Source organism: Bacteroides sp. OM05-12 (assembly GCF_003438995.1).
In the GTDB taxonomy this organism is placed as follows: domain Bacteria; phylum Bacteroidota; class Bacteroidia; order Bacteroidales; family Bacteroidaceae; genus Bacteroides.
In genome coordinates this window covers 428,774-442,255 of record NZ_QSUN01000001.1, presented here as the reverse complement: position 1 = coordinate 442,255, position 13,482 = coordinate 428,774, and the positions used below count along the sequence as shown (strand labels likewise).

General features: G+C 41.2%; 10 protein-coding genes. 4 read left to right on the top strand and 6 right to left on the bottom strand.

All coding sequences use genetic code 11. The features are described from left to right. Nucleotides 1–64: 64 nt before the first annotated feature. The 5 genes from secDF to DXB63_RS01635 form a co-directional block, all read right to left on the bottom strand. Nucleotides 65–3,100, bottom strand: coding sequence for a protein translocase subunit SecDF (secDF, locus tag DXB63_RS01655; RefSeq protein ID WP_122124625.1), 3,036 nt, complete (start codon nt 3,098–3,100; stop codon nt 65–67). A gap of 175 nt (nt 3,101–3,275) precedes the next feature. After that, nucleotides 3,276–5,381: a M3 family metallopeptidase gene (locus DXB63_RS01650; protein WP_122124624.1), complete on the bottom strand. Its 2,106-nt coding sequence runs from the start codon at nt 5,379–5,381 to the stop codon at nt 3,276–3,278. Nucleotides 5,382–5,410: 29 nt separating this feature from the next. Further along, nucleotides 5,411–6,514 (bottom strand): endonuclease/exonuclease/phosphatase family protein, encoded by a 1,104-nt coding sequence (locus DXB63_RS01645; protein ID WP_122124623.1) that lies wholly within the window; start codon nt 6,512–6,514, stop codon nt 5,411–5,413. A 2-nt stretch (nt 6,515–6,516) separates the two neighbouring features. Further along, nucleotides 6,517–7,416 (bottom strand): rhomboid family intramembrane serine protease, encoded by a 900-nt coding sequence (locus DXB63_RS01640; protein ID WP_122124622.1) that lies wholly within the window; start codon nt 7,414–7,416, stop codon nt 6,517–6,519. Beyond that, nucleotides 7,397–8,074 (bottom strand): rhomboid family intramembrane serine protease, encoded by a 678-nt coding sequence (locus DXB63_RS01635; protein WP_122124621.1) that lies wholly within the window; start codon nt 8,072–8,074, stop codon nt 7,397–7,399. The genes DXB63_RS01640 and DXB63_RS01635 overlap by 20 nt, the downstream gene beginning before the upstream one ends. Nucleotides 8,075–8,300: 226 nt before the next feature. Between DXB63_RS01635 and DXB63_RS01630 the strand changes: the two genes are divergently transcribed. Together DXB63_RS01630 and argS are read left to right on the top strand one after the other, a co-directional pair. Then, nucleotides 8,301–8,573 (top strand): HU family DNA-binding protein, encoded by a 273-nt coding sequence (locus DXB63_RS01630; RefSeq protein WP_122124620.1) that lies wholly within the window; start codon nt 8,301–8,303, stop codon nt 8,571–8,573. 344 nt (nt 8,574–8,917) lie between these two features. After that, nucleotides 8,918–10,711: an arginine--tRNA ligase gene (gene argS / locus DXB63_RS01625; protein WP_122124619.1), complete on the top strand. Its 1,794-nt coding sequence runs from the start codon at nt 8,918–8,920 to the stop codon at nt 10,709–10,711. Here the strand turns inward: argS and DXB63_RS18335 are convergent. Further along, on the bottom strand, nt 10,682–10,813 hold the full coding sequence (locus DXB63_RS18335; protein ID WP_255419982.1) for a hypothetical protein: 132 nt from the start codon (nt 10,811–10,813) through the stop codon (nt 10,682–10,684). The genes argS and DXB63_RS18335 overlap by 30 nt on opposite strands. Nucleotides 10,814–10,870: 57 nt before the next feature. On the opposite strand from DXB63_RS18335, the gene DXB63_RS01620 reads away from it, so the two are divergent. After that, nucleotides 10,871–11,446 (top strand): helix-turn-helix domain-containing protein, encoded by a 576-nt coding sequence (locus DXB63_RS01620; RefSeq protein ID WP_122124618.1) that lies wholly within the window; start codon nt 10,871–10,873, stop codon nt 11,444–11,446. 18 nt (nt 11,447–11,464) lie between these two features. Then, nucleotides 11,465–13,114, top strand: coding sequence for an AMP-binding protein (locus tag DXB63_RS01615; protein WP_122124617.1), 1,650 nt, complete (start codon nt 11,465–11,467; stop codon nt 13,112–13,114). Nucleotides 13,115–13,482: the final 368 nt, after the last annotated feature.

Genomic DNA, 13,482 nt, shown 5'->3' with positions numbered 1-13,482 from the left:
TCGCGCCTAAAATAAAGAATGTATAGGCTTTTTAAACAGCCTATCCTATAACTTAACTTCTAAATTATTCTGCCTGTTTTGCTTCTTCAGCCGGAACAGAAGCTTTTACTCCTTTTTTGTTCATCAGCAGATAAGCAATAGGAGAAGCTACGAACAATGAAGACAATGTACCAATAACAACACCGAGAATCATTGCGAATGCAAAACTACGGATGGAGTCACCACCAAGTATGAATATACACAGCAACACGATCAAGGTACTTAATGAAGTATTGATGGTACGAGCCAATGTCGTATTCAATGAATCATTAAACAGTTGTCTACGATTACGCTTCGGATACAAACCGAAGAACTCACGTACACGGTCGAAGATTACCACCTTATCATTGATAGAATAACCGATAGCCGTAAGGATAGCACCGATAAACGTCTGGTCAATTTCCAGTGAGAAAGGAACAATTCCCCATAACAACGAATATGCACCGATAATTATAATAGTATCTGTTGTCAATGCTATCACAGAACCGATACTATAAGCAATATTTCTAAATCTCAGCAAGATATAAAGACCGATTGCAACCAATGATAATAAGACTGACCAGATAGCAGAATATTTAATGTCATCAGCTATACTTGGACCTACCTTTTGTGAACTGATAATACTACCACCTGTATAGTTATCGCGGTCGATGAATACTTCCAACGGAATATTCTCTGTCAACAACGGTTTCAATGCTGTATAAAGGAATTCTTCGATTTCAGAATCTACGGTGTTAGAGTCATCATTGATACGATAGTTCGTACTGATACGGACTGTTTTACCATCTGTTCCTAAAGCGATTGCAGATACTGATACTTTTTCATCCGTCAAGCCGCTGATTTTTTCCATAATCAACTTCTCTGCTTGTTCCGGCTCTACCTTCTGCTCGAATTGTACCACGAAGTTACGTCCACCGGTAAAGTCAATACTCTGACTCAAACCACGAATACCGAACGATGCCAAACATGCAACAACAATCACAGCCAATATAATAAAGTATTGTTTGATGTGACCCATGAAATCAAAATGGGTATTTACAAAAATCTTCTTAGAGATACCGGATGTAAATGTCAGGTTCAACAGCTTATCCTTATTCATAAAGTATTCATAAACCAGACGAGTCATAAACACGGCTGTAAAGAATGAACACAAGATACCGATAATCAAAGTAGTTGCGAAACCACGGATAGGACCGGTACCGAAGTTGAATAGGATAACACCTGTAATGATAGATGTCAAGTTGGAGTCGAAGATAGCCGAGAACGCATTTGAATAACCGTCTGCCAACGCTTTCTTCACATTCTTACCCGCTCTGAGTTCTTCCTTCGTACGTTCGTAAATAAGCACATTAGCATCCACTGCCATACCCAATGACAATACCATACCGGCGATACCGGACATTGTCAATGCTGCCTGGAATGAAGAAAGGATTCCTAAAGTAAAGAAGAAGTTGATAATCAACGCACCGTTAGCAATCATTCCCGGAACAAGTCCGTACATTGCACACATATAAATCATCAATAATATCAAAGCCACAATAAATGACATGATACCTTGATTAATAGAAGCCTGTCCGAGTGACGGACCGATAATATCTTCCTGAACAATGTGGGCAGGAGCCGGCATCTTACCGGACTTCAACACATTTGCCAAGTCTTTTGCTTCTTCCGGAGTGAAGTTACCTGTGATCTGTGAGTTACCACCTGTGATTTCACCGTTTACGTTCGGAGCAGAATATACATATCCATCCAAAACAATAGCAATGGATTTACCAACATTCTGTTTAGTCAATAAAGCCCATCTTCTGGAACCGTCTGAGTTCATAGACATACTTACTGACGGGTGTCCATATTGATCGTAATCATCTTTTGCAGTAGTAATCACATCACCTTCCAACGGAGCTTTACCGTTACGTTCAGTAGATTTGATAGCGTACAATTCAAATATCTGAGCCTTCTTATCGAATTCGGCAGCTTTTACTCCCCATTTCAATCTTAAATCTTTCGGAAGTTCTTCTGCGATTTCTTTCATAGCAAGATATCTGTTCACATCTGCCGTATCTTTATAATGTGCATAACCTACAATAGAACCGGCTCCACTGGTATTGAACTGAAGAATGGAAGCAAGCGGATGTTCTTTTTTGGCTTGTGCCATCATCGCTTCATTATTAACTTCCGGTTTGTCTCCTCTCAATGCAGCAGCTATACTGTCGGTAGCATTCATTGCCGGAGCTTCGGCTACAACTGTAGTATCAGTCACAGCTACTTCTTCTACAGCAGTAGAATCCGTCGTTGCAGATTGATTTAATATTGTACGAAGTTTCGCATCAGCAGAAGATAGATAAGGAACGATTTCTTTTGCCGTGTAAGTTTCCCAAAATTCCAGATTTGCAGAACCTTGAAGCAACTTTCTCACACGTTCCGGTTCTTTAATACCCGGTAGTTCCACCATGATACGTCCCATCTTGTCTTCCAAGCTTTGGATATTCGGCTGAACCACACCAAAACGGTCAATACGTGTACGAAGTACGTTATATGAATTCTCAACCGCTGCCTTAACTTCATCTCTTAAGACTTTTTCTACTTCTTTATCTGAAGATTTTTGGTTGATTCTGTCTTTCAACTGTTGTGTAGCAAACAGCTCTGAAAGTCTTGCACCCGGAGCTTCTTTATGATACTCATTGACAAAAAGGGTAATAAAATCATCCTGGCTTGTAGCTTGAAGTTTCGCTGCAGAAGCAATCGCTTTATTAAAAGCCTCATCCGGCTTATTGTCAGCCAACGCTTTAACTACATCCGGAACAGACACCTCAAGAATGACATTCATACCACCTTTCAGGTCAAGACCCAAACCAATCTCCATCTCACGACATTGTTTCAGCGTATAGTTACCCAACCACACTTTTTCATTCATCACGGAATCCAAATAGTGCGTTTCACCTTGCGGATCCTCTTTTGCCTTATTCATGTGATAGCGAGTCACAAAAGAGAAAGAGAGATAGAACACACATACCAGTGTGAGTAATATCGCAAAAACTTTTACAAATCCTTTGTTTTGCATTTTACTTGAAATTTATATTACTTATTTAATTAATTATCATCTGCTATAAGGCTGCAAATATAGCTTTTTTTTCACTTTTAAATATAAAGTAGAACAAATATTTAAAGGCGAAAACACATTTTAGGCTGCAAAACAGTCTTTTGCAGCCTAAAATCCACTCTTTATGAAGGTTAATTTATTGCAAACCGCGATCTTTCAGCATCGGTTCCATCTTCGGTTCTGCTCCTCGGAAATTCTTATAGAGTACCATCGGATCATCACTGTTTCCTTTTTCCAAGATATTTTCACGGAAAGAAGTAGCCGTCTTCTTATCAAACAATCCGTTTTCCTTGAAAGCCTCAAATGCATCGGAATCCAACACATTAGCCCATAGGTAACTATAATATCCGGCATCATAGCCTCCTACGATATGATTGAAATAAGTAGCTCTGTATCGGGGTGCGATTTGCGGTATCAAACCAAGTTTATCTGTCAAGTTCTTTTCAAACTCTACAACATTCAAATCTTTTTCTTTTATCTGCTCGGCTGTTATCTTATGCAGCTCCATATCAAGGATAGCGGCAGCTAACAGTTCCGTAGTCATGAATCCCTGATTGAACGTACCCACCGACTGGATTTTCTCGATTAGTGAATCCGGAATCGTTTCACCTGTCCGGTAGTGTTTCGCATACATCTTCAAGACCTCCGGAGCAGTAGCCCAATGTTCCATGATTTGTGAAGGAAGTTCAACAAAATCACGCGTCACATTCGTACCGGAAATACCCGCATAATTACATTTGCTCAACATTCCGTGCATCGCATGTCCAAACTCATGGAAAGTGGTTTCCACCTCATCCAACGTCAAGAGAGAAGGTGTATCGCCTGTCGGTTTCGTAAAGCTGGCCACATTACAAATAAGCGGACGAACATCGCCTTGCTGTTCACGGTAATTACTCATCCATGCTCCGCCTCTCTTACCTGCACGAGGGAAATAATCCGTATAGAACAAGCCTAAGAAGGAACCGTCTGCATCTTTCACCTCAAAGACTTTTACGTCCGGATGATAAACCGGTATTCCCGTCAGTTCCGTCAAAGTTATTCCATATAGTTTGTTTGCAACAGCAAACACTCCATCTCTGACATTCTCCTGCTTAAAGTAAGGTTTCAACTCATCCTCATTCAAATCATATTTCTCCTGACGAAGTTTTTCTGCATAATACCACCAGTCCCACGCTTCAAGTTGTTCACCTTTTCCTTCTTTATCCATCATTTTCTGGAGTTCTGAAGCCTCTTTTTTAGCATTAGGCAAAGAATATTTCCATAACTCATCAAGGAAAGAAGTGACCACTTCCGAGTTCTTGGCCATATTCTCATCCAATACGAAATCCGCATAGTTATTAAATCCCAGTAGATTGGCTTTCTCCAGACGAAGTTTGACTATCTGTTTCAAAACCTCTTTGTTATCGGTCTCACCACCATTGTTACATCTGTTTGTATAAGCCTTATACAGCTGCTCACGTATGTTCCGGTTGGCTGCATATTGCATAGCCGGAATAAAACTGGAGTTACGCAATGTGAACATCCATTTTCCATCCATACCGGCTTGTTTGGCTTCTTCTGCCGCACCGGCTTTCACCCATTCCGGCAACCCGATCAAATCATTCTCATCTTCAATTACCAACTGAAAAGCATTTGTCTCGTTAAGGACGTTATTGCTGAACTTTATTTCAAGCGTTGACAGTTCTTTGTTTATTTCTCTCAACCGCGCTTGTTTCGCTTCATCCAAAGCCGCACCCGAACGTACAAACTTTTTATAATATTTATCAAGCAACCGTTGTTGTTCTTTTGTAAGAAGGGTAGAATCATCCATAAACTGCTGATGAACGGCATTTACACGTTCAAAAAGTTGTTGATTCAAATAAATATTATCCTGATGTTCCGATAATACCGGGGCCATACGCATGGACAATGCCGTAAGCGAATCAGTTGTTTCCGCTTCCGTCAAATTAAACAGGACACCTCCCACTCTCGACAGGATCTTCCCACTATTGTCCAAAGCAACAATCGTATTCTCAAAAGTCGGGGTTTCAGCATTATTAATGATTGATTCGATATCATTATTCTGCTCCTCTATTCCTTTTAAGATAGCAGGCTCATAATGCTCCAGCTTTATCTTATCAAAAGGCGGAACACCATACTCGGTTTGGAACTCTGCAAAAAACGGATTATCTTCCGTCTTTGTCGTACATGAATAAGCCATACAACATGTAACTAAAATTAATAACGAATTTCTGATTTTCATAAGTGCATTAAATTAAGAGGTATAATAAATTAGGTTTTCCTTTTCGCTATATAGCACCAGATAGGATAATGGTCCGAATCTTTAATATGATTATCTACCGTACAGTCAAAAGACTTCAAATCCTTACTTATCAATATATTATCTATCCTAAAATAAAATCCGTTCTGATTATAGGATATACCTATTCCATTACCGGACTGTACAAAAGCATCGTCAAGATTCTGCGATATTACCCGATGAGTATATGAAATCGGAGTATCATTGAAATCTCCGCAAACGATAATCGACCGTCCTTTATTATTCAACGAATCAATTACATGGGCAATAGCGTTAGCCTGACGGGCACGAATAGCAGTTGCTTCCGCCAGTTTAGAGATTAACAGGCGTGCTCCATGCTCCACTTTATCCTTTTCGGGTGATTTAATCATCTCCACATACACTTTCTTATCTTCATAAGTCAGCTTATTAGATTCAAGATGATTATTTATCAGCACAACTGTGTCCCCGTTAATATTCAACTGATACATTATCGTTCCGTTATACAGGCTTTCATAAGGCAGTTGTTCCTGTGACAGGATCGGATAACGCGAGTAGCAAGCCAAGCCATTCCCACTCTTCCCCGCCGCATGATATTGTTTATAAGGATAATCTTTCAATGCCTCATCCACATCTGCTTTCTGAAGATGATGTTTATCCGCTCCCATAATAAACTCCTGCAAGCAGACAATATCCGCATCACTGTTTTTAATATACATTACAATCGGGTTTGGACTATCTTGCGTATGTTTTTTATCCTCATCAAACGCCATCACATTATATGACAACAGCTTAAAAGCATCTTTGGGAATATTTTTTGTCGGAAAGTTAACAGGAATATACGTCCTTATCGAACCGATGCAAACGATAAATGCCAATAAAGGTAAGAGCACATATTTCCGATGGAAAAACAACCAGAACAGGAAAAACAACAAATTCATAACTAGAAAAGCCGGAAATGCCAAGCCGAAACAAGATACCACCGGATGAATTTCAGGATTGATGTGCGGACTATACGCACTGAACAAAAGGAGTCCGGCAAATAAGCCATTGATTCCCAGTATAAGATATCCCAGATATTTACTTATCCATTTCATGGCTATTTCTTACTTGCGTCGAATAGGCTTTTCTTTTCATCTGCCGTCAGACTGTCATAACCGGATTTTTTCAGTTTATCGAGTATCCGGTCTATCTCTTCGGATTGTGCTTTCTTACGGGCGTTATAGTCATAATCGTCGACACGGGAACCATAATGAACTTTCATCTTCGGCTTTTTTGATTTTCTGCGTTTGCTACCATCAAAAATACCGGTAAACCAATCCAATACAATATTAATCCACGAGGTCATATCACGTCCCTTATTCAGCTCCATAGCAAACCACAGTCCTGCCAACGCTCCGCCTAAATGGGCTATATGCCCTCCGGCATTCCCTCCGGTCATCATCAACAGATCAGACAACACCATGAACAAGGCAATGTATTTCAAACGAACCGCACCCAAGAACAAAAGGTTCACAGTAAAATTCGGTTCACGATAAGCCGTAGCAACTACAATCGCCAATACAGAAGCCGAAGCTCCCAATAAGAAAGAGAATTCCACAGAAAAACGGAAATAAGGAAAGATATTGTAAGCCAGCATATAAAGCAAACCTCCACACACTCCCCCTAATATATATAATCCACGAAAATGCTTAGCCGAAAAGAAATGAAGGAACAGACTACCGAACCAATACAACCAAAGCATATTAAACAGGATATGCATAAAGTTCGCATGCATAAACATATAAGTAAACAAGCTCCACGGCTGAATCAGGAAACGGGATACCGAAGCCGGCAATTCAAAATACTGCAAAATAAGACCACTATTCCTGTTAAACAAAACCAGAAACACAGAAAGCAGAGTAGTAAGAATAAAAACTCCTACATTAATATATATATACTGAAGATGTATATCACCTCTTCTAAATGTCTCTTTTAAATCAGTAAGAATACGTCCCATTGTTATTATTACCTTTTTTCCTCCAATACATAATCAATATAAACCCGAACAACATACCTCCCAAGTGTGCAAAATGTGCAACATTATCACTTGCATTGTTACTGATGCCAAGGAACAGTTCCAAAGCTGCATACCCGATTACAAAGTATTTCGCCTTGATAGGCATAGGCAACGGGAATATGAAAAGACTTTGATTCGGGAAAAGCATACCAAAAGCAAGAAGAATGGCATAAATGGCACCGGAAGCACCAACCGTTATCATCAGATTCAGGTATTGCGCCATCGGCATAATCATACCGCCTATATTCACACTGTCATAAGCTGAAAGCTCCATCGAATAATGAATGTACTGTACTAACTCCTGAATCAAACCCGCTCCTACTCCACACACGATATAATAGAAGAGAAAACGTCTCGGCCCCCAAACTTGCTCAAGTATACGCCCGAACATAAACAAGGCAAACATATTGAAGAAAATATGTGTAAAACCTCCGTGCATGAACATATAGGTAAACAACTGGGCAAGATTAAAATCATCGGCAAGAAAAAAATGCAGACCGAGATATTGGTCCAGGTTTATTCCATATTTTGCTGCGACAATCCCTCCGAAAAAGAGTAATATATTGATTATTATTAAATTCTTAGTTACAACTGGCATATCTAATCTTCATTATTTGTCTTTACAACATTCGTAAACTTATAAGGTTGCAAATTTACTAATAAATTCTGTTTTAAAGCATAAAAAGCTGATTCTCTTACATTTTTTTCAAAATAGACCATACATTTTTTAAGTTTTATGTTTGATATGTTGTTTTGTTCTCCTATATTTGTGAGAAATTTAGATTTTTCGTTTGTGTTATTACTAATAATTAATCATTTACGTTATGAATAAGGGAGAACTTATTAATGCGATCGCAGAAGAATCCGGCTTGAACAAAGCTGATTCTAAAAAAGCACTCGATGCTTTTATTTCCAGTGTTACCAAAGCTTTAAAAGAAGGCAATAAAGTTGCTTTAGTTGGTTTCGGAACATTCGCTGTATCAGAAAGAGCAGCAAGAACTGGTATCAATCCTTCTACTAAAGCCCCGATCAGAATTCCAGCAAAAAAAGTAGCTAGGTTCAAAGCTGGTGCAGAACTATCTGATGCAATAAAATAAACTCTTTTTAAGAAAATCAGAAAAGATTGCGTTAATAACATGTTAATTGAATCAGTATACCGATTTAGAACCAGCATACGGGATTCAATTAAGATGTTATTTTATTGTAGACACAACACCGGTAAGCCAATAAGAACTTCATAATAAGTCTTACCCCAATAACGGTTCCATACTTACCCCCAAAACAGAACATTCAACTCCGGCACAACAGGTATATCCATCACTTTAACTGTCAACTCCAACTCGCTTTACCCGTGAAATTTCTCGTCAGGGGATGGATAACTATCATTTTTATCCTTATCTTTGCAGCCCAATAATGTAATATTCAGAAACATACTTATACAATGAAGATAGAAAATATTATTGCCCAATCTGTTGTTAAGGGTATAAAAGCGCTCTACGGACAAGATGTTCCTGCCGCACAGGTACAGTTGCAAAAAACGAAGAAAGAGTTTGAAGGTCACCTCACACTGGTTGTTTTTCCGTTTCTAAGGACCTCAAAGAAGTCACCGGAACAGACAGCACAGGAAATCGGGGAATACTTATCACAGAACGAACCGGCTGTAGCGGCATTCAATGTTATCAAAGGCTTCCTGAACCTGACTATATCATCCGCCTGCTGGATTGACTTGCTGAACGAAATCAATGCGGAAGAAAACTACGGTATCAAAACAGCCGATGAATCTTCTCCGCTGGTGATGATCGAATATTCTTCACCCAACACCAACAAACCGCTCCATCTGGGACATATACGTAACAACCTTCTGGGTAACGCACTTGCCAATATCGTTGCTGCCAACGGTAATAAGGTTGTGAAAACCAATATCGTAAATGACCGTGGCATCCATATTTGCAAATCCATGCTGGCATGGCAAAAGTATGGTAACGGCGAAACTCCCGAATCATCCGGTAAAAAAGGCGATCATTTGGTAGGCGACTATTACGTGGCTTTCGACAAGCATTATAAAGCAGAGGTTGCCGAACTGGAAAAACAGGGCATGACAAAAGAAGAGGCAGAAGCTAAATCTCCATTGATGAACGAAGCACGCGAAATGCTGGTTAAATGGGAAGCGGGCGATCCGGAAGTCAGAGCTTTATGGGCAATGATGAACAACTGGGTATATGACGGTTTCGACGAGACTTACAAACGCTTGGGTGTTAGTTTCGACAAGATATACTATGAATCCAATACCTATCTGGAAGGGAAAGAGAAAGTAATGGAAGGACTCGAAAAGGGATTCTTCTATAAGAAAGAGGACGGTTCCGTATGGGCCGACCTGACTGCCGAAGGTCTTGACCATAAACTACTGCTACGCGCAGACGGCACATCCGTCTATATGACTCAGGACATTGGTACCGCCAAACTCCGTTTCGCCGATTATCCCATCAATAAGATGATTTATGTAGTGGGTAACGAACAAAATTACCATTTCCAAGTGCTCTCCATCCTGCTGGACAAACTTGGTTTTGAATGGGGAAAGAGTCTTGTACACTTCTCCTACGGAATGGTGGAACTGCCGGAAGGTAAAATGAAGTCGCGTGAAGGTACGGTGGTAGATGCCGACGACCTTATGGACGAAATGATCAACACCGCCAAAGAAACTTCCGGCGAGTTGGGCAAACTGGACGGATGCACAGAGGAAGAGGCAAACAACATTGCACGCATCGTGGGTCTAGGTGCTTTGAAATACTTCATCCTGAAAGTGGATGCACGCAAGAACATGACCTTCAACCCGAAAGAGTCTATCGACTTCAACGGGAATACAGGACCTTTCATCCAATATACCTACGCACGTATCCAGTCCATCCTGCGTAAGGCTGCCGAAGCAGGTATCAGCGTTCCGTCAACACTGCCGAAAGATGTGGAATTGAGCGAAAAGGAAGAAGGACTCATCCAAATGCTTGCCGACTTTGCCGGAGTCGTAAAACAAGCAGGAGAGGATTACAGTCCGTCTGTCATCGCTAATTACACGTATGATTTGGTGAAAGAATACAACCAGTTCTATCACGATTTCAGCATCCTGCGTGAAGAAAATGAACATCTGAAACTATTCCGCCTCGCCCTTTCCGCCAATGTCGGCAGAATCGTGAAGTCGGCTATGGGATTATTAGGCATCGAAGTTCCGGAAAGAATGTAAACCATAATTCAACTTCTTCATATCAGCCCCTCTCTTTTCGGGAACCAGTTTTCCAGCAAAAGAGAGGGGCTGACTAACATTATATTCACAAAATCTTTTCATAAATGAAAGATTTATGTATTTTTGCGTCATTAACTAACAATCTTTAATACCGACATTATGGATGCAACAAAAATCGTAGGAGAGAAAATCAAGTCACTCCGCGAAACAAAAGGAATAACCATAGAAGAACTTTCCGACCGTTCAGGGTTGGCAATAGAACAGATAGAACGTATAGAAGATAATATCGACCTACCGTCATTGGCTCCGCTAATCAAGATAGCCCGTGTGCTCGGAGTACGTCTCGGTACATTCCTCGATGACCAGAACGAACTGGGTCCCGTAGTTTGCCGGAAGTCCGACTCTTCGGATACAATCAGCTTCTCAAACAATGCCATCCATTCACGTCGTCACATGCAGTATCATTCACTGTCCAAATCAAAGGCAGACCGTCACATGGAGCCGTTCATCATTGATGTGGAAGCGACGAACGATACCGATTTCGTGCTTTCATCCCATGAGGGAGAAGAATTTATCATGGTAATGGAAGGTGTTATGGAGATCAGCTACGGCAAAAATACGTATGTGTTGGAAGAAGGTGACAGTATTTACTACGATTCCATCGTACCTCACCATGTACACGCATACGAGGGGCAGGCTGCCAAGATACTGGCGGTTATCTATACTCCTATTTAAACAACTATAAAAAGACAAATGCAACTTTTCGAGAAAACTTTAGGTGACTGGCTTGAACAATGGGCAGAGCAGACACCCGATAAGGAATATATTGTTTATTCCGACCGTAATCTGCGCTTTACGTGGAAAGAGTTCAATGAACGGGTAGACAAGATGGCTAAAGGACTTCTTGCCATCGGGATCAAGAAAGACACACATGTGGGCATCTGGGCGGCAAACGTTCCGGACTGGCTCACATTTCTGTATGCCTGTGCCAAAATCGGTGCGGTCTACGTTACGGTAAACACCAATTACCGTCAGTCGGAGCTGGAGTACCTATGTGAAAACTCGGATATGCATACCTTGTGTATCGTCAACGGGGAACGTGACACGGATTTTGTGGAAATGACCTACAAGATGCTGCCGGAACTGAAAACCTGCCAGCGCGGACACCTCGAAAGCAAGCGTTTCCCACACATGAAGAATGTGATCTACGTAGGACAGGAAAAGTTCAGAGGTATGTACAACACACCCGAAATCCTGTTATTGGGAGACAATATCGAAGATAGCACACTGACGGAAGCCAAAAAGAAAGTCTCCTGCCATGATGTGGTTAATATGCAATACACATCCGGCACTACCGGATTTCCCAAAGGAGTGATGCTTTCTCACCATAACATTACGAACAACGGATTCCTCACGGGAGAACACATGAAGTTCACCGCCGACGACAAGCTCTGCTGCTGTGTACCCCTATTCCACTGCTTCGGCGTGGTACTTGCCACCATGAACTGTCTTACGCACGGTTGCACACAAGTGATAGTGGAACGCTTTGACCCGCTTGTCGTACTCGCCTCCATACACAAAGAACGGTGCACGGCACTTTACGGAGTACCGACCATGTTCATTGCCGAACTCAACCATCCGATGTTCGACATGTTCGATATGTCCAGCCTCCGCACCGGCATCATGGCAGGTTCGCTCTGTCCGGTGGAACTGATGAAGAGAGTGGAAGAAAAGATGTTCATGAAAGTAACAAGCGTTTACGGCCTCACCGAAGCCTCTCCGGGTATGACCGCTTCCCGCATCGACGACTCTTTCGATGTGCGTTGCAATACCGTAGGACGAGATTTCGAGTTTACCGAAGTAAAAGTCATCGATCCCGAAACCGGAGAAGAATGCCCGGTAGGAGTTCAGGGAGAAATGTGCAACCGGGGCTATAACACGATGAAAGGTTATTATAAAAATCCGGAAGCTACTGCCGAGGTTATCGACAAGAACGGTTTTCTTCATTCGGGAGACTTAGGCATCAAGGATGAAGACGGAAACTATCGTATCACCGGACGCATCAAAGACATGATTATCCGGGGCGGTGAAAATATCTATCCGAGAGAAATCGAAGAATTTCTCTATAAGCTGGAAGGAGTGAAAGACGTGCAGGTAGCCGGCATCCCGTCCAAGAGATACGGAGAAGCGGTCGGAGCATTCATTATCCTGCGTGAAGGAGTGGATATGCATGAGTCTGATGTCCGTGAGTTTTGCAAGAACAAAATAGCACGTTATAAAATCCCCAAATACATTTTCTTCATTAAAGAATTCCCGATGACCGGAAGCGGAAAGATACAGAAGTTCAAGCTCAAAGATTTAGGACTGGAACTCTGTGAGCAACAAGGTATCGAAATTATATAAGACACCCCGCCTCCTGATATAAAATAGAAGAGTGAGCGAAATGATATCTTCTCCTCATAATTTATAAGGTAGTCCGGGAAGTCTTTCTTCATTCTTTCTTAGGTGCGTATCTCGCGAATTACATGGATTCTGTATAAACTTAATCTGTGAAGTTCGCGAGATACGCACCTAAATTATACTCACACCTTTTCGGATACCCTCTGAAAACTATCATGTTTCTCTACACAGTATATCCGCTGAATATCAACTCATTATAAATATAGGACAAGTTCTTTCCCTGAAATTGGACAACGTTTAGGCTTCTTTGGGTTGACCGAGCAAGTTTAGCTCATATATTGCAAATGTAACGCAAACGACAATCTATCTCT